Below are 19,248 nucleotides of genomic sequence, written 5' to 3' on the forward strand. Positions count from 1 at the left end.
ATATTAATTCTTGCTGCGCTGGATCCGAATCACAAAGCTCAGGTTGCGAATTCGGCGCATGATGTTGGCGAGATGGATGCGGTTTTGCACGCCGATGCACAGGTTGATCACACTGTTATGGGCATCTCGCTCATTGACATGAATATTCTCGATATTACCGCCCTGCTCGGTAATACGTGTGGCTAAAGTGGCGATGATGCCACGCTCAGATTCAACCTCTACCCGAATATCCACTAAAAACTCGCCCGATACCGTTGGCGCCCAGTTAACGTGGCTGATTTTCTCAGGGTTGTTGCGAATTTCGGCTAAGTTGTGACACGTCTCTTGGTGGATCACTAAGCCCTTGCCCGAGCTGATATGGCCGATAATTGGGTCCCCCGGGATCGGACGGCAACAGCGGGCAAAGGTAATCAAGACCCCATCGGAGCTATCGATGGTCAATGGCGAGTAAATACTGCCGCCACGCGGGGTGATATCGGCATCGGGCTGCAACAGCTTAGCCACGGCATAAGCAATGCGGTTGCCCAAGCCAATGTCCTCATACAAGGCCTCGATTGAGGCAAGCCCGGTGGCGCTAAGGAGCTTCTCGGTATGCGTGTCGCTCAAGCTATCCACATCCAAATCGATATCGGCCAACGCGCGGCCCAGCATGCGCTTACCGAGGGTAACCGAATGATGATGGCGCTGGTGCTTAAGGTAGTGACGAATCGCGCTGCGCGCTTTGCCCGAGATGGCAAAATTAAGCCAATTAGGGTTAGGCTGGGCACCCGATGCGGTAATAATGGTGACCTTCTGACCACTTTGCAGCGGCTGCGATAAGGGTGCTAGGCGGCCATTAATACGGCAGGCCACACAAGAGTTACCGATATCCGTGTGGACGGCGTAGGCAAAATCCACCGCCGTCGCCCCGTGGGGCAACTCGACAATTTTACCCTTGGGTGTAAAGACATACACCTCATCGGGGAACAGGTCGATTTTAACGTTCTCGATAAACTCCAGCGAATCACCGGCCCGACGCTGCATCTCGAGCAGCCCTTGCACCCACTGACGAGCACGGTTGTGGCTGCTGCTTAAGGCATCATCACCGCCAGACTTGTACAAAAAGTGCGCGGCAATACCTGTGTTGGCCATCTCATCCATCTCTTTGGTGCGCATTTGCACCTCGATGGGCACCCCGTGCATGCCGACCAATACGGTATGCAAAGACTGATAGCCATTGGCCTTGGGGATCGCGATATAGTCTTTAAACTCGCCCGCCACCGGTTTGTACTGGTTGTGAACCACCCCTAAGGTGCGGTAGCACGCATCTACACTATCGACGATTATGCGAAAGGCGTAGACATCCATAATCTCTTTAAAAAACTTCTTCTTCTGCCGCATTTTTTGATAAATGCTGTACAGGTGCTTCTCGCGGCCAATCACCACCGCATTGACCTTTTCACGCCTCAGGCGTTTTTCAATCGCCTCTTGGATCTGCTCTACCAGCTCTTTGCGGTTGCCGCGCGCGGTTTTAAGCGCGGCTTGCATCCGTGTCGCGCGCAGCGGGTACATAGCGTAAAAGCCGCGATCCTCAAACTCTAGGCGCAAGTCGTTCATCCCCAACCGATGGGCAATGGGGGCGTAAATCTCTAGGGTTTCTTTGGCGATACGGCGCTTTTTATGGGGCGGCATGGCTCCCAAGGTGCGCATATTGTGCAGGCGATCGGCCAGTTTAACCAAGATAACCCGCAGGTCATCGGCCATGGCCAGTGCCATTTTTTGGAAGTTTTCGGCCTGTTTTTCAGCCTGAGACTCAAACTCAATCTGCGTGAGCTTACTAACACCATCGACTAACTCGGCGACGGTATCGCCAAATTGCTTGGCAATAGATTTTTTGGCGATGCCGGTATCTTCAATCACATCGTGCAGCATGGCCGCCATCAAACTCTGATGGTCCATGTGCATACCGCTCAAGATGTCGGCGACCGCTAGCGGGTGAGTGATATAGGCCTCACCCGAGCGGCGCATCTGGCCGTCGTGCGCCTGCTCGGCGTAATAGTAGGCGCGCTTGACCTGATCAATTTGTGAGGGTTCCAAATAAGACGAAAGCCGGTGGCTCAGTGCCTCAATGGTTAACAACGCGATCCTCCCAAATTAGCGGGTTAGCCCCGCAGCAGAGTTAAATGTGCGAATCGAAACTATGGTGCTCTTCGGCCCGTGGCGCTGGCGCCGGCTCGTCGCGCTCCAGCAAAATGCTGGCATCGATGTAACCCTCTTCGATTTCGCGCAATGCGATCACGGTAGGCTTATCGTTCTCTTCGGCCACATGTGGCTCTTTACCGCCCACCGCCAATTGGCGTGCGCGCTTGCTGCTTACCATAACCAGCTCAAAGCGGTTATCTACATGATCTAAGCAATCTTCAACAGTAATACGTGCCATAAGTTTTCCGTCGATTTCTGTCAGTCTAAATTTTCTGTCAGCTTAAAATAAGCGGGCGCAGATTACGCACCCGACAGGGGTATTATGCGGTACAAACGCGTTAAGAACCAGAGGAGGCGCGACGCGGGGGCGACATTGTACACAAAATATCCAGCAGGGGAAGCGCCCTGACCTTAATCGCCCGGATTATTTTGCCAGTAGCGCGCTTAGTAACTCACGATGACGCTGAGCCTGAAATTGCTGACGTAAATGCTGACTGGTGATCAATGCCTGAAACTGCGCAAGCGCGATGGTAAAATCGTCGTTAATAATCAGGTAATCGGCTTCGACATAGTGCGATATTTCATTCATTGCCTCTTCCATCCGCGCCGCGATCACCTCGGGGTCATCCTGCCCGCGGCCGGTTAAGCGCTGGCGCAAGCACGGTAACGACGGCGGCAAAATAAACAAGCTGACCGTATCGGGCATCAAACGGCGCACCTGCTCGGCGCCCTGCCAATCGATTTCCAAGATGACATCAATTCCAGAGTTAAGCGTCTGCTCAACCCACTGCTGGCTAGTGCCGTATAGGTTGCCAAAAACCCGTGCGTGCTCCAAAAAGGCGCCCTGCTCCAGCATCGATTCAAATTGTTCATGGCTGGTGAAGTGATAATTGAGCCCATCGACCTCACCGGGACGCTTAGCGCGTGTGGTGTGCGAAACCGACACACACACCTCGGGGTTAGACTCCACCAAGGCGTGAACCAGACTGGTTTTACCGGCGCCCGACGGGGCCGATACGGTGTACAAGATGCCTTTTGTCATAAAGTGTTATCCAGAGCTTTAACCGACGCCGGAGCGTTTTAAACGTTTTTTGCAGCGTAATTTGCACAAAGCGCTCGCTGCTGCCGCCTCAGTTTTTCACCGATTAGGCAACTCGATATGACGAATGAAGAACCACGTGTGCACCACCTACGGACATACCATCCACCATAAACGCTCACTATAATGAACATTGCCAAATCTATCTATAGCCCCCAAAAACAATCCGGCAAATTTCTACGGCGATATATTCTCTTTAAAATCAGAAGTTTCCCATCAGCATCCCCGCGAGCGCGAGCCATGAGTAACCCCCAGTACGGGTCAATTTTGCGGCGCCGGTCACCTTACAGAACCAGCAATCTGGTAGGCTACCGCGTAACGTTAAATGAGTCGCTCGCGGGCGATCAAATCGCCTAACCAGAATCCCTGCAGCAATCTAACATGGAGCTTTAAGCAATGGAGAAACCCTTTTTCGCAACAGCCGCGGCCCTGACCCTCGGCCTCGCCGGATGCACATCTGCCCCATCCAAATACCAACCTCCCGAAGTCGACAATACTCCCACCCACACGACTGCCGTCATTCACGCTAATAGCGAAGTGCAAGGGTCGCTTTTACCCGACTTTCGCGGCACCCAGGTGGTCTACACCCGGGATGACCGGCGCACTATCGAAGGCACTTCCACCATGGACTCCTGGTGGGGCAAAATGCTCGTTAGCGACCTGCACAGTGCAGATATCTTCCGGCTGGATCAAAATCGCGCAATGATGGTGGACTTTAACCAGCGAGAATATTACGAGTGCGACATTGCAGAATGCCCAAGCCTAATAAACTTGCTTAACGCGGCAAGCCGCCCCGAGCAGGCTGAGACAGAGCAAGACACCACATACGAGCCAGAGGCCTCCGGCGGCTGCGCGCTAACACTGACCGAGCACACCTTTACAGTAAAAGATACCGGCCAAAGCAAAACCCTCAACGGCTACCCGGCAAAGCTTTATGCGGCTACCTGGGAGCTTACCCAAGAGGACAGCAATCAGCGTCAAAACCACAGCACGCTTAAAATTGATTTTTGGACCACGCCGCCCACCGGAGAGATGCAGGAGGTTTGGGCTATTCATAAAAAAGTCACTGACGCCTACGTCAAACAGGCCAACCTCGAAAACAACCCACTGGCCGAATTTTTACCCGAAGACATCTTCCGCACCTTATCGGCCTTTAGCGGCGACACAGACAGCAGCTCACAAGCGTGGAACAACGAGGTCAGCCAAAAGCTCGCCACCGTTAAAGGCTACCCTCTGAGCATCGACCTAAACTGGTACCGGGACGCAGAAGCGTGCCCGGAAGACAAACCTCAGGCCGCCGATGTAGGCGCTTCAAGCAACCCGTTAGATTCTCTCAAAGATGTGGCGGGCAGCGTCGTGGGAGACGCTGTTAAAGAACAGTTCACACCTGACGCCTCTGAGCCCGTACTGACCTATCGCTATCATGTAACCAGCGCCAGTATTGATCAAGTACACGACAGCGTATTTGAAGTGCCGGATGGTTTTAGCCAAAAACCGCTGCCGCGCTGGGCTCAGGACGAAAAATAAACCCCGCCATAAGAGCGCCGCAACCCTCTCGGCTAGAGGGTTGCGAATAAACTGTTGCCACCACGCGGCGCCAATAACGATGTAGCGAGGCGCCCCAAACCCTGGGCCATCAACGGCCTTTACGTCAGTATTGTCCCACGTCAACATGTAGCAAAATCCCACGGTGTGACCGCCTAAACGGCAATGGAGAGCGAAAGAGCTTTAGCGATTAACACGCATCGTCGAACCAGCGTTTCCCACGTCCCGCAAGATAGCGGTATCATTACGGCATCAGTTCACAACACCACCGCTTTCACACCAGTACCGGAGCCCAACATGAGCGAAACCCTAAATCTAAACGAGTGCGCCATGCGCCTCGGCACCAGCCGCGACTTTGTCGACACGATGGTGAGCAAAGGGCGCTTACACCCGGACGCCAACGGCCGCATTGCAGCCTGCGAGCTAGACGAGTTTGAGGTTTTATTAAATAAGCTGCGAGGTGGCGGTATCGCAGCCATGGTGGATGCCGTCGATAAAAATCTGTAGCCGCTCAAAAACCAAACAGCCGCCCACCCTTAACACATTTTTGCTAACCGCTACTCCCCGCGCCTTGCGCCTTGCGCTATGATGGCGCTTTGCGTGCAGCGATTTGCGCGCTGTTGTATTTTTACTGATCACATTCGCAACAACAATAATGTAACCCGCCAACCTCAATGTACCCGAACACTAACGGGTAGCATTAATAACGCGCGTACCAATATGAGCGGGCCATGCGAAACAAAAGGAGATGATCCATGGGGATTGCTGTTTTTGCTCTATTTGTTGTCTGCGCTTGCTACGTGCAGCTAAGAGGTAAAGTGCGCCATCAAAAATGGACTCGCCGCCTCACCGACCACTCTAATCTAATGGCGCCACTCAACTGCCTGTTCTATGTGTTCTCTCGCGAAAAAAACACGCCCTACATGGAGGTCAGTCACTTTCCCGAGCTGCAAGCACTACAAGACAACTGGCAGATCATTCGCGATGAAGCGCTGGCACTTAACCATGAGGCACAAATTAAAGCCTCTGACGATCTCGATGATTTGGGTTTTAACTCGTTTTTTCGCACCGGCTGGAAGCGCTTTTACCTAAGCTGGTACGGCGACCCTGTAAAATCAGCGGCAAAGCTGTGCCCTAAGACCATTGCGTTGCTGCAGGCGCAACCGTCTGTCAAAGGCGCCATGTTTGCCATGCTGCCGCCCGGGGCTACCTTGGTAAAACATCGCGACCCCTACGCTGGTTCATTGCGCTATCACCTGGGGTTAGTCACACCTAACGATGATAAATGTTTTATCAATGTGGACGGCGAGCCCTACAGCTGGCACGACGGCGAAGCGGTAATGTTTGATGAGACCTATATCCACTACGCCGAAAACACCACCGAGGCAAATCGCATCGTCTTATTTTTGGACATTAAACGTCCAGTCACCTTTGCTCCCATTGACTGGATCAACCGCGGCTTCTCCCGCGTTGTTATGTCCGCCTCTGCCACTAAAAACATGCCGGGCGATAAAATCGGGTTTCTCAACCGGATTTTTGGCTCGGTGTATCAGATTCGTATTGTCGGTAAAAAACTCAAAGCCTATAACCGTCGTTTGTACTACACATTACAGTATGCCCTTTACGCACTGCTCATCTACTTATTTTTCTTCGCTTAAGCTTGACCAGCAAAGTAACGCGATCGGCGCTTAAACTATAAATTAAGCGCCAGTTTTTTGATTTTCATCCCGCCTGCAGTGAAAACGTTTTCACCTTATGGAAAACGTTTTCAGGCCATCAGCCCCCTCCTTTATATAGACACTCAAAAGAGCCCGGCATTAGCATGGCCGTAGTTAGAGCGTATGTTCGCCTGATCGGAACAACGCCAACTAACACGATAACGTCCAAGCAAAAATCGGGGAATACCCCAGTGCCAGGTTGCAATTCAACGCTAGGTGGCACGACTCACAAACAGCACTAGGGTAGCGTTCCCCACTACAGACTTACAGCGACTACATAATAAAAGAGGAGCCGCGAATGAAAACGCAACAACGGTTTAGAAGGAACTTACTGGCCAGTGCAGTAGCGGGCTGCACCCTGGTAGGTTTAGGGCAGTTAGCAATTGCCCAAGAGGGGGGAGCTGGCGAAGACAGCATGATGGAAGAGGTGATTGTCACAGGTGTTAGGCAAGCGCTGACTTCAGCCATGGATGAGAAGCGTGACGCCTCTGGTGTCGTCGATGTCATCAATGCCGAAGATATCGGCAAATTCCCCGACACAAACCTGGCAGAGTCACTGCAACGTGTTCCTGGGGTTTCCATCAACCGCGAAGGTGGTGAGGGCAAATTTGTGACGGTGCGGGGTTTTGGCCCCGGGTTTAATGTGGTCACAATGAACGGCCGACAGTTAACCTCAGAAAACATCAACCGCGACTTTGAGTTTGACACCTTAGCATCCGAAATGGTCAGCTCTCTGGTGGTAAACAAAACCGGCTCTGCCCTTACGGACTCTGGCGGTATTGGTGCCGTTATCGATCTGCAAACGCCTCGCCCCTTTGATGTTGGCGATAAAGTTGCCGGCACAGTCAAATATAGCTATGAAACACTAGCAGAAGAGGGCAGCCCCCAGGCCTCTGTCCTTTACAGCGGCAATTTTGCCGACGATACCTTGGGCATACTATTCGCGTACAACCACTTTGAGCGTGAATCTAAGGTCAACCGTGTCACCAATGCCAACTGGGCACGCGTAGAGGCCGACTCAGGCTCGGGCTTGTACCCGGATGAAACCGAACTAACCTCCAACGCCAACCCCGATGGACGTTTGTACCTTCCGCAAAATCACTTTATTCAAGCGCAGCGGGATCGGCGCACCCGCGACAATGCCAATCTAGTGTTGCAGTTTGCACCCACGGAAGACATTACCGTCACGGCAGACGTACTTTACTCAGATTTTGAGCTAAAACGCGACCAAAACATGTTAGTGCATTGGTTTGGTAGCCGCCCTTCTTGGCGAGACGTCACCGCCGATGAAAACGGCACAGTCACTCACTTTATCGCCGACAAGCGAGAGGGCGAAGGGGCGGTACAGGCCACTGAATTCAACGCCATTAAAGAAAACCGAAAATCCAACACCTTGGTGGGCGGGCTTAACATTGGTTGGGACATCACCGACACCTTCAGTGTCTCGGTGGATGCCTACCGGTCTGATTCCGAGTATGACGACCCGATGGGCTTTGGTAACTCGCAAGTAACCATGGGCTACCGCAACCGCTTGACTTGGGACTTAGGCGACGGATTTATCCCCGCTATTTCAGGTTTCGAGTCTGGCACTGGGTCAGTCCCATATCAGCCAGACGGCGACTTTAACCTGACCATCCCCAATAGCGACTACCTCGATCCCAGCAACCTACGTCCGGGCTTTACGATCCGTAATGGCCGAGTGGTCAACGACACCATTGATCAATTTAAAATTGCCGGCGCCTTCAACTCCAATGAATCGAGCGGCTTGATCAAAGCAGACTTTGGCGCTTCGCTTAAAAGTCGTGCCAAAGACCGTCAGCAATTTACAACCGGGCGCGGCCTAACCGAAGCGGAAGCTGCAACCGTTGCCGAGAACGAGCCCCGCGCTTATGTAGGCCCGGGCGCTACCCTGAACTGTATGTTCTGCGGTGGTGAATATTTCTGGACTGAAATTACTCCGCCTCAGATTTCGGTACTTGATGCAGGCTCTGACTTCTTGAGTGGTGTCAGCGGTAGCGAAAACATCCAAACCCAATGGCTGGAGTTTGATCACGACGAGTTCCGCGAGATCTACGAGGGCCATGTCGGCGTTCCATTCACAACCGTGGAAGTTCCCTCTGAGTCTTACGACGTCGAAGAAGATATTCTGTCGCTTTACACCCAGCTAGAGTTTGCAGGTGATCTCGGTGGGCTTCCCTACGGCGCGGTAGCCGGTTTGCGCTATGAAAAAACTGACTTAACGATTACCGGCAACCTGGCATCTATTCTTCGGGTAGAGGCAGAAGGTGCGGAAGTACTGAATGAGATACTTTCTCCTGTTACGCCAACTAAGCTGGAGTCTGATTACGCGGTATTTTTACCCAACGCGAGCTTCAAAATTAATTTAACCGATGATTTAGTCGCACGCACCGCTTACTCAAAAACCATTACCCGCCCATCCATGCAAGAGCTACGGCCGAACCTCGAGTTCAGAGACCTTAAGCAAAATGGCCCTTACCCTGTTACGGCAGGTAACCCTGACTTAGAGCCATTAGAGTCAGATAACATCGATCTATCGCTGGAATGGTACTACGCTCCCGGTAGCTACGCTTCGGTGGGGGTTTTCTACAAGCAAGTTGATAACTTTATCGTTAATGCCACTAGCGGCCAAACCTTTATCGGTGAAGACGGCGAGCCAATTACCGACCCCGCAACTGGCAGTATCAACATTATTCCGCCGGGCGGCGCTCCATCAGACATTGTCGACCCCAATGATCAAGTGATCGAATTCTCGGTAACCAAACCATCAAACGTAGAAACCGCCGATGTCAATGGTTATGAGCTGGCGGTGCAGCATATGTTTGGTGACACTGGCTTTGGCATGATGGCAAACGCCACCTTCGTAGATACCAACGCTGAGTACGATAAATCCAAGTTTGATCAAGGGTTCGCGTTGGTTGGCCTGAGCGATTCCTACAACATTGTCGGCTTCTACGAAAATGACACTTACTCTGCACGTTTAGCTTACAACTACCGCGATGGATTTTTACAATCGCTCGATCAAGGTGGTGTCTCGGAGCCCACATTTGTAGAGGATTACGGACAACTTGATTTAAGTGCAAGCTACAACATATCCGATAATGTTTCGGTGTTTTTAGAAGGGATCAACCTTACCGGTGAAGAAACTCGCTGGCATGGTCGATATGACAATCAGTTCCTTCTGGCTGAAGAGAGCGGCCCACGCTACTCCGTCGGTCTCCGTGCATCTTTTTAAGATAACGGTTTAACGGCGTTAAAGACTTTGGTGCTTATTCCCGGCACCAAGGTCTTTTGTCGTTTCATTATTGTTTTTCTGCGTCTTTCACGATCTTCTGATGACTCGTAAGAACAATAATGAAACAACATATTTAAGCGATAAAAACCTACAATAATGTTGAAAATAAAATGAACAATAACGACATAAAAAATATAGTCGTCGTCGGTGGCGGTACAGCCGGGTGGCTTACCGCGGGAATTCTTGCTGCCAAATGCGTTCGCGAGCAAGGACGAGACATAAACATCACCCTGATTGAATCAGCCACAATTGGCAATGTTGGCGTGGGCGAAGGAACCTGGCCCTCACTGCGAACAACGCTGCAGGCACTTGGTGTGTCTGAGAGCGACTTTATACGCGACTGCGATGCGACCTTTAAACAAGGAGCGCGCTTCAACCGCTGGACTGAAGACTCTGACACCGACTTCTACTACCACCCACTGATGCTTCCCGCCAACGTGGGGCCGCTTAATACCATTACCCACTGGCTTAACAAGTTTAATAGCAGCGGCCTGTCCTATTCCCAAGCGACCTGTCATCAAGAGGCGGCCTGCGAAGCCGGACTCGCCCCCAAAGCGATTACCACCCCCGAATACCAAGGCAACCTTAACTACGCCTATCACCTGGATACAAATAAGTTCTCGACATTTATTAAAGAGCATTGCGTTAAAAACCTGAACGTTATCCATAAGGTGGACGACGTCGTCGGCGTACGGGCAGAGCCCGATGGCGCGATATCGGCTCTTACGCTGGCAGACGGCTCTGAGCTAAATGGAGACTTTTATATTGACTGCTCGGGGTTTTCCGCCTTGCTGATCGACAAACACTTTAAGGTGCCTTTTATCGATAAAAGTGACGTATTGTTTTGCGATAGCGCGGTTGCCGTGCAGTGCCCTTACGAGCTAGAGCCTGACATCGCTAGCCACACCTTATCTACCGCAACTGGCTCGGGCTGGATATGGGATATAGGCTTACAAAGCCGTCGCGGTATCGGCCACGTATACTCTAGCCGCCACACCAGCGATGAAGCAGCCGAGCAAGTACTTAGAAACTATATTGGCGAGAAGGCCCGCGACCTCCCCGTAAAAGCCATTAAGTACACGCCGGGGCACAGAGAAAAATTCTGGATTAAAAACTGTGTTGCCGTGGGCTTATCGGCAGGATTTGTCGAGCCTTTAGAGGCCTCTTCAATCCTCTTGGTCGAGCTTTCAGCCTACTGGATTGCAGAAAAGCTACCACTCAAAAATTCAGGGCTGTCACGTTGCGAGCAGCAATTTAACGATATATTTCGGTACCGCTGGGACTCAATCATCGAGTTTTTAAAGCTCCATTACTGCCTATCAAACCGTCGCGACAGTCAGTTTTGGCGCGACAACACAGATCCAGACTCAATCCCTCGTGAGCTGCTAAATAAACTAGACATGTGGCAAGAAAAAAGCCCTTCTATACTGGACTTTTTAAGCAGAGCCGATGTTTTTCCGCTAGAGAGCTATTGCTACGTTTTGTATGGCATGAACTTTAAAACCACCACACATGATCCGGGTGATAAAAACCTAAAAAGTACAGAGCATAAAATCAATAGGCAGAGAAAAAACCTAGACGCACTGCTTAGCTCCTTACCCAAAAACCGTCAGCTTATAGACGCCATAAAAAAACACGGCTTACAAAAGATATAACTATGGAACCTAGAATCGAAATACTAGACGAAAGCACTCACCGGGACCTTAACGTTGATTTTTCTGAGGCAAGAGCATCCTATTTTAAGCGACGCTTAATACCAGTGGTAATATCCGAGTTTTTTACACTCATGTTCCACTACCCGATTGTTTTTGTTAAAGACGGAGAAACCGGAAAATTTAGCTGCTCGGTACTGCTGGGCGTGTCAGATGAGGCGACGTTATTAGACGACAAGAGTACAGAAGACGATGAGGCTCTGCCTCTAAATATACGCAGGCTACCGCTGCTGGCCATCGATCACTCGCCAGATAGCGAGCCAATGATAGGCATCAACCTCGACTCGGGTGGCATTAACCGAGGCGACCGGCTCTTTAAACACGACTCACCCGAGTTAGATTCCGCCCTGGCTGCACTGAGCGAACTTTACCAGGGCCATCGCGAAACCGACGCATACATTAAAACGGCCCTGGAACTCGACCTTATCTCTAAACTACAAGCAGAGTTTCAGTTTAACGATAAACCTAAGGTAACCCTGGAAGGCCTTTACAGCGTAGATATAAACAAAGTTGAGCGACTAATAGATGGCGATCAAAAAGACAAGTTTTTAACAATTGCAAGATACGCCTACGCACAGAACTTCTCGCTTTACAATATGAGAAAACTCACACACCTGAAATATTGACAAAAATAACCCTTTAACACCTAACGCCTTAGCAATAAAAACCAGAACAATCAGACCGTTAATCGATGAGAGAGACACTCTATATTTTCCGAAAACGTTTTCAAAGCCATGAAAACGTTTTCTACTCTTAAACGAATGTATTGCTATGGCATCTTTAACGGCGCGAAATTACAATTTTTAGACATCTTAGTAACGACAACAACGACTGAATAATTATGAAAAATAACTGGATTCTGGGGGCACTCATTATGCTCACCTGTCACTACGTACCTGCGGCTGAAAAAATCTCTGAAAAATCGCCAAATGGTGATCTTGAGCTAACTTTTTCTCTTGACGATAATGGGCGCGCTTTTTACTCGGCATCTTATTTGGGACAGTCGATTATCAAGCCTTCCTCCCTGGGCTTTGAGTTTAAAGATCAAGCCGCCCTTAACCGCGACCTTAAACTGGTAACCACCTCACGTACAGACACCGATGAGACGTGGGAGCAACCGTGGGGCGAAGAGCGTTTTATCCGCAATCATTACCAACAATTGCAGATAACACTTCAGGAGTCATCCGGCGCGCACCGCAAGTTTAACCTTGTATTCCGGCTCTACGACGATGGCCTGGGCTTTCGCTACGAGCTAGACGCCTTTGGGGACACCCGAGAAGTCGCTATTACCAGTGAGTTAACGGAATTTAACTTAGGCGACAACCACCAAGCCTGGTGGACGCCAGCACAGGCAGGCAATCAGTACGAGTATCTGTATCAACACAGCGACATCAAAGACGCTCCGCTGATTCACACGCCCGTCACCCTAGAGACCAAAGGTGGTCTTTATCTGGCATTACATGAAGCGGCACTCGCTGATTACAGCACGATGAATCTACAAGGCAATGGTTCTTTCAACTTAAAAGCGGAGCTTGTTCCCTTAACCCCGCATACAAACGTAAAAGCCAATGTACAGCTGCCTTTTAAAACGCCTTGGCGCACCCTAATGGTGGCCGAGCAACCCGGCGATTTAATCACCAACTATCTAACCCTTAACCTTAACGAGCCCAATGCGCTGGGCGATGTGTCTTGGGTTAAGCCCGGCAAATACGTCGGCATTTGGTGGGAGCTGCACTTAGAGAAGGGCACTTGGAAGCAAGGCCCCAAACACGGTGCTACCACCGCCAACACCAAAAAATACATAGACTTTGCCGCTAAGCACGATTTTGACGGGGTGCTGGTAGAGGGCTGGAATGAGGGCTGGGACAGCGAGTGGTTTAACGGTCAGGGGGCCGACTTTAATTTTACTAAGGCGTACCCCGATTACGATGTTGACGCCGTCACCGCTTACGCCAAGAAAAACGGCGTGTACATTATTGGCCACCACGAAACTGGCGCCGCGGTTGATAACTACGAAAGTCAGCTCGATGATGCCTACCAGTTCTTACAAGATCACGGCATGCTCGCCGTAAAAACCGGGTACGTCGAAACCGGCGAACGCCTGACCAACGGTTATTACCATCAGGGCCAACGCTTTGTTGAGCACGCCATGAACGTAACTAAAACGGCGGCAAAACATAACATTATGGTGGTGGCCCACGAGACGGTAAAAGACACCGGCGAACGCCGCACTTACCCCAACTTACTGTCCCGGGAAGTGGCCCGCGGCCAGGAGTACGACGCCTGGTCAGACGATGGCGGCAATCCGCCTAGCCACACCGCTATTATCCCTTACACCCGCTTGCTGTCAGGCCCGATGGATTTTACCCCAGGCGCGTTTGAGCTAACGCTGCCAACACGGCCCAACAACCAGGTAAATACCACGCTGGCAAAACAGCTGGCGCTGTATGTAGTGATTTACTCGCCGGTACAAATGGCCTCAGACCTCCCTGAAAACTACGAAGCGCATTTAGATGCCTTCCAGTTTATCAAAGACGTCCCGGTCGACTGGGAAACCACCCGGGTACTGAGCGGTGAAATCGGTGAGTCCATTGCCATTGCTCGACAAGAGCGCAACGGCAACGATTGGTATGTAGGCGCTCTCACCAACGAGAAGCCACGCACGACCACGCTGGACTTGGACTTTCTAACGCCCGGCAAACACTATCAGGCGCGCATCTATAAAGACGCTCCCGATGCGCACTACCACGATAACCCAGGCGCCTACACGATTGAAGAGCGCGATGTCACCGCCGGGGATTCACTTAACATTGACCTCGCTGCCGGCGGTGGCGTAGCTATTAGTCTAAAGCAGCAGTAACACCCAAGCATTAGCAACACGCTCACGGAACGAGCGCACGTCCTCATGGGGCCTCACTACTTACCAGCTATGGTCCTTTTAGCGCTATATTAGGCAGCTAAATAGCGTAACAAGGATCAAGGGCATAGCTGGCGAGAGGAGCGCTCTCGCCTTAGGCGGGGTGCGTACTCAGTCACACACTGAGTGCTACTCCGCCTCTTTTTATCCTCCCGTCACCCACCCCAACCGTTTACCTGCTCTGACGTATTGGTTATGATCAAGCGCTACCCTGCACAATAACAATGATACAAGGAGCCACCGACCGTGACCGGAATTCGTGAGATAGCCATTGAGGCTGAGGTTTCTCCAGCGACCGTATCGCGGGTGTTGCGCAACCCTGAGCTGGTATCTGAAGAAAAACGCCTTCGGGTTATGGAAATTATCAATCGAACCGGTTACACCCCCAACAGCTTGGGCGTCGGTTTGCGCAAAGCCAAAAGTAATCGCTTGGTGGCGATTATCCCAGATGCCATCAGCGCCTTTAACTACCCCGTGATTCGCGCCATCGAGAGTATCGCACTGGAACATGGTTATTCTCTTTTGCTGGGTGACACCCAAGAAATGGTCAGCCGCGAGCGCTCGTTTGCCGCTATGGTACGCTCGCGCCAAGCCGACGGTATTTTGTTATTTTGTCCACGCCTGCCATTTGATGTCGAGCCCTCGATTCCGCTATCCGAGCAGCTTCCGCCGTTAGTGAACGCCTGCGAGCTGGTCCCCATCAACGGTCTAGCACAAGTTGATATAGACAACGCCCTAGCCGCCGAAGACGGCGTCAATTATTTACTCTCGCTCGGGCATAAACGTATAGGCGTCGTCGCCGGCAACCTTACGTCTCCCAGCACGCGTAATCGCCTAGAGGGCTATCGCCGTGCGATCCATAAAGCTGGTATTGCCTACGATGACAGTATCGTAAAGGTAGGAGATTACGGCCTGGAAAAAGCCGAGCGCGCCACGTTAGATTTAATACAGTGCCCCAACCGCCCTACCGCTATTTTTGCCTTTAGCGATGAAATGGCCCTGAGTTGCATATCCACGTTATACAAACAGCAACTACAAGTACCGCGGGATATTTCGGTATTGGGCTTCGACAATATTTCGTATGCCAATTACTGCAACCCAGCATTAACCACCGTCGCGCAACCGATGGCAGACATCGGTAAAGTCTGTATGGAATTATTGCTACCGCAACTTAATGGCGAGCCGATGCCAGTCATTAAGCGCGTGCTAAAACACGAACTGATTGTTCGTGCCAGTACTGGGCCGGCGCCTACGCGCTAGCCGTTATTGGGCTACTGGTGTTTTGCCCGCAATTTAGCCCAATCACTGCCGGGTACATCATTGATAAACGATTCGATCGTGCCGCGTTTTTGCATGGTTACAAACGCACGCTTACCGTCCTTGCCCCCAAAGGTGATATTAGTCGGGTGTTGTCCGCTCAGTTGTATCTCGCGCAATAACTTACCCTCTGGTGAAAGCACGGCAACTTTGCCAGCGCCATAGCGAGCAACATACAGGTTTCCCTCAACATCCACGCTCATGCCGTCCATGCCAAAATCGGCAAACTGAAAAAACAATTGCTTATTGGTAATGTTCCCGTCGGCGGCAACATCATAGCGCCAGATATTACGCTGGACACTCTCATTTACGTATAAAACACTGCCATCGGGACTTAGTTCGATGCCGTTGGTAGTGCCCATACCCGCCTCTAGCAAATGGGTTACACCAGCGACATCGATGCGCCAAAGCTGTCCCGTACTGTCGGGCCAGTTAGGATCGCTGGCGTATACGCTACCATTATCAGCAATAACGATATCATTCGGCTGATTCATCGCATCATCATGAGCGAATACGCTTACGCGCTTATCCGACATAGACACTTTTAAAATATTGTGATTCACATAATCGGCAATCAACATATCACCAGCAGCGTCAAAACGAATAGCATTGCCTACACTGTCGGCGTCTAGCTCGATAAAAATTCGAGCTTTATTTTTATCCGTCACTCTACCAATAGTCCCTTGGCGCTCAAGGTTAACCGCATAAAGATTACCCGCCCCATCAACCGCCGGCCCTTCCACGCCACTCGTAAAGCTATTCTCAGGCAACCAGGTCTCCGACTCACTGGCAGGCGGTGCATCTGCGCCGGCGACTTGCGCCATCAGGCACATTGCTAAAACCTGATAAAACATTGTATTTTTCATCGTATTAACACCATTGCCTGCCGAGCATTAGGTCTCGGGCGTCACTAATAAAACCTCAAAGCGCTGAGGCGCAAGAATAAAAAAGGTGCCCGCAGGCACCAAAGCCAGTATGGAACAGACTTTAATTTTACTTGAGTTGATGCAATTTAAAGCAAGAGTCTCGCAATAGCTCCGCGACAGGTTGCGCCGGCGCAACGATCATCTCGTGTTGAATTTGCATGGCCATATCCAGCTCAAGTTGAGCTTGCTTACACTGAGCCGCCGTCAAAGGTTTATCTTTCGACTCGGCGTTTAACAAACGCAGCCCCCAATCACTTACCGACTGCAGCGATTGAGTTACCGGCAACAGATCAACCGGGTCGAGCTTTTGCAACTTGATCAATAACGCACTTGCATCTTTGTGCCATTGATTTAGCTGAGTTCTGACCGGCAGCAGCGCGCTGTTATCGTCAGGGTTTTCTGCCCAACGATTTAGATCCTCAGAAAACTTTTGCGTAAAACGACTTTCAGCCGGTAAATAGTCGGCAAAATTATTTAACGAATCTCGGCGAGAATAAGTCGCGTTGGTCGACTTCTCATGGTGACGGTGGTAGTACTGTGCAGGCTCTAACGCGCGACTTAACGCTATGACCAACTCCCGCTGCGACTCGGGCACAAGTGCTTGCTGCGCCGCTCGCTGCTGAGCAAAATGCTGCAAGCCGACCACCTCGGCAGACCACTGAGACACAAGATCTAAGCGTTGATACATAAAATCAGCATCGCGCAATTCACGGCTCGACCACAAGCGCTCGGCCACCACAAACGCTCGCGGCCAAAGGCGAATATCAATGGTGTGCTCATTCACCATTTCGGTCCATAACGCCGCTTCACCACCGAGCAACAGATGCTGGTTGTCCGGGGCAATAAGATCTTTGGCTATCGCCGTTGGCAGCGCCGAGCCTGCAATCCGGTTACTACCCACTAACTCGCCCGTTAAAGCGTAGGGTGCGTTAGCTACAACCACCGGTCCGTGCAAGCCATCACCATCGACGCTAAGCGCCGCGTGCATTGGCCCCATCCACGTATCTAACGTAAAACTGATATACCCATCGCGCCAGGTTAACTCGCTCACGCTGGCGCGCGATTTACCCTTAAAATCGATAAAGCCGCGTAACGATTCACCGGCGCCAATCACACTTAAAGTGCCAGCCACATCGCTGCCGCGCTTGCGCGGCATGGTAAACTTCCAGCTGCGCCACCGCTCGCCTTTATGAGCGGTGGTATCGATACTAAGCGGTTGCGGCGCAAGGGTTACCCGATAGTGATACGCCGAGTTTTGCGGTTGGTCGAGATAAAAACCCGTCGATAGCAGCGCCGGAAACCCGGCATTAACGGCACGACCTAACGCGTCTGGCCCGCGCCAACTTTGCACCACTGTCCCCTCGGCTAAATCCGGGTGCAACACTTCATCCCAGCCGACCATACTGCGATTTAGCTCGGCAAGAATAGACGCTAATCGAGCGTTAAAATAAGTATGTAAGGCGTGCTCATCAGCCAGTGCATGCTCTGCCATAAACGCCTGAATTTTCTCGTTAGCCTGCCAGTGCTCCGGGTCGATTTCATCGCCGCCAATGTGCACATAAGCAAACGGAAACAGCTCGGCCACTTCTTGCAAAATGGTTTTGGCAAAAGTGTAAACATCTTCGTTGGCGGGGTTAAGTAACGGCTTATGCACCCCCCAGCGGTCTTCCGGCTGGTAAGGGCCGGGCGCAGACATAAGCTCGGGGTACGCCACCGCGATGGCGCTGGCATGCCCCGGCATATCAACCTCGGGCAGCACATAAATACCGCGCGCATCGGCGTAGGCAATAACCGCTAAAATTTCTTTGCGAGTATAAAACTGACCGTTTGCCGCCAATTGGGTTAACTTAGGGTAAGCGCGCGATTCAAACCGCCAGCCCTGATCGTCGGTTAAGTGCCAATGCAGCACATTCAGCTTTGCTGCGGCCATGCCGTCGATTTGACGCTTGATAGTCGCGACTGGTAAAAAATGCCGCACGGAATCTAACAACACGCCGCGCCACGCAAAGCGCGGGGCATCGTCGATAACAATATACGGCAACTGTACCGGGCCCTGATCGCCCGCCAGTTGCATTAAAGTGGTTAACGCGTGCAACACTCCTAAATCGGTGGCGGCCGAAATGGTAATGCCAGCATCGCTAACGGCCAGCTGATAAGATTCGTCGGCGCGTTTCAGCTCATCAGTGGGCACATTAATGGCGCCAGAGCTTTTCTCTAACGGGCGCAATTTAATGATCGCGCTAGCGGCATTATCGTTTACCCCAGAGCGGCGCGACAAAACCGTATTAAGCCGCTGCAATGCCGCCTTAGCCCGCGGGGTAACGGCGCCGGGGTTGGCAAACTGCAGTGGCGCCTTGACGGCTAAGTGCCCATCCTGACGAACTACCGATTGCGGGTACGGCATTAATGCTAATGGTGTTTGCCCAGCGGTAGAATCCGATGCAGCCATTAAAGGCACGGCTACCAGTGAAAGTAAAACAGCCGCCAGACACAGCCCGCCCTTACAAAACCGTTTAACGA

General features: G+C 51.5%; 13 protein-coding genes. 8 read left to right on the forward strand and 5 right to left on the reverse strand.

What is annotated here, in order from left to right:
- Positions 1-3 precede the first annotated feature (3 nt).
- From ACGHAD_RS16240 to gmk, 3 genes are all read right to left on the reverse strand, one after another.
- On the reverse strand, positions 4-2,118 hold the full coding sequence (locus tag ACGHAD_RS16240) for a RelA/SpoT family protein (RefSeq protein WP_339616743.1): 2,115 nt from the start codon (positions 2,116-2,118) through the stop codon (positions 4-6).
- A 40-nt stretch (positions 2,119-2,158) separates the two neighbouring features.
- Complete coding sequence (gene rpoZ, locus ACGHAD_RS16245) at positions 2,159-2,419, reverse strand: DNA-directed RNA polymerase subunit omega (protein ID WP_339616742.1); 261 nt, start codon at positions 2,417-2,419, stop codon at positions 2,159-2,161.
- Between the two features lie 186 nt (positions 2,420-2,605).
- A complete protein-coding gene (gene gmk / locus ACGHAD_RS16250) occupies positions 2,606-3,223 on the reverse strand; it encodes a guanylate kinase (RefSeq protein WP_339616741.1) in 618 nt (205 codons plus the stop codon).
- 453 nt (positions 3,224-3,676) lie between these two features.
- On the opposite strand from gmk, the gene ACGHAD_RS16255 reads away from it, so the two are divergent.
- From ACGHAD_RS16255 to ACGHAD_RS16290, 8 genes are all read left to right on the forward strand, one after another.
- A complete protein-coding gene (locus ACGHAD_RS16255) occupies positions 3,677-4,807 on the forward strand; it encodes a hypothetical protein (protein WP_339616740.1) in 1,131 nt (376 codons plus the stop codon).
- 315 nt (positions 4,808-5,122) lie between these two features.
- On the forward strand, positions 5,123-5,332 hold the full coding sequence (locus tag ACGHAD_RS16260) for a hypothetical protein (protein WP_382414741.1): 210 nt from the start codon (positions 5,123-5,125) through the stop codon (positions 5,330-5,332).
- Between the two features lie 248 nt (positions 5,333-5,580).
- Positions 5,581-6,483: an aspartyl/asparaginyl beta-hydroxylase domain-containing protein gene (locus tag ACGHAD_RS16265; protein WP_382414739.1), complete on the forward strand. Its 903-nt coding sequence runs from the start codon at positions 5,581-5,583 to the stop codon at positions 6,481-6,483.
- Positions 6,484-6,841: 358 nt separating this feature from the next.
- On the forward strand, positions 6,842-9,796 hold the full coding sequence (locus ACGHAD_RS16270) for a TonB-dependent receptor (protein ID WP_339616737.1): 2,955 nt from the start codon (positions 6,842-6,844) through the stop codon (positions 9,794-9,796).
- Between the two features lie 170 nt (positions 9,797-9,966).
- Positions 9,967-11,511 (forward strand): tryptophan halogenase family protein, encoded by a 1,545-nt coding sequence (locus ACGHAD_RS16275; RefSeq protein ID WP_382414737.1) that lies wholly within the window; start codon positions 9,967-9,969, stop codon positions 11,509-11,511.
- Between the two features lie 2 nt (positions 11,512-11,513).
- Positions 11,514-12,194 (forward strand): SapC family protein, encoded by a 681-nt coding sequence (locus ACGHAD_RS16280; RefSeq protein ID WP_382414735.1) that lies wholly within the window; start codon positions 11,514-11,516, stop codon positions 12,192-12,194.
- Positions 12,195-12,409: 215 nt separating this feature from the next.
- Positions 12,410-14,428, forward strand: a complete 2,019-nt coding sequence (locus ACGHAD_RS16285) for a glycoside hydrolase family 97 protein (RefSeq protein ID WP_382414733.1) — start codon at positions 12,410-12,412, stop codon at positions 14,426-14,428.
- A 303-nt stretch (positions 14,429-14,731) separates the two neighbouring features.
- A complete protein-coding gene (locus tag ACGHAD_RS16290) occupies positions 14,732-15,745 on the forward strand; it encodes a LacI family DNA-binding transcriptional regulator (protein WP_382414731.1) in 1,014 nt (337 codons plus the stop codon).
- 11 nt (positions 15,746-15,756) lie between these two features.
- Here ACGHAD_RS16290 and ACGHAD_RS16295 read toward each other — a convergent pair whose 3' ends face one another.
- Both ACGHAD_RS16295 and ACGHAD_RS16300 read right to left on the reverse strand, forming a co-directional pair.
- Positions 15,757-16,668 (reverse strand): SMP-30/gluconolactonase/LRE family protein, encoded by a 912-nt coding sequence (locus ACGHAD_RS16295; protein WP_382414729.1) that lies wholly within the window; start codon positions 16,666-16,668, stop codon positions 15,757-15,759.
- Between the two features lie 127 nt (positions 16,669-16,795).
- Entirely contained in the window at positions 16,796-19,177 is a 2,382-nt protein-coding gene (locus tag ACGHAD_RS16300) for a beta-N-acetylhexosaminidase (RefSeq protein ID WP_382414727.1), read from the reverse strand.
- Positions 19,178-19,248: the final 71 nt, after the last annotated feature.

This window comes from Gilvimarinus japonicus, from assembly GCF_042847215.1.
Classification (GTDB): Bacteria; Pseudomonadota; Gammaproteobacteria; order Pseudomonadales; family Cellvibrionaceae; genus Gilvimarinus; species Gilvimarinus japonicus.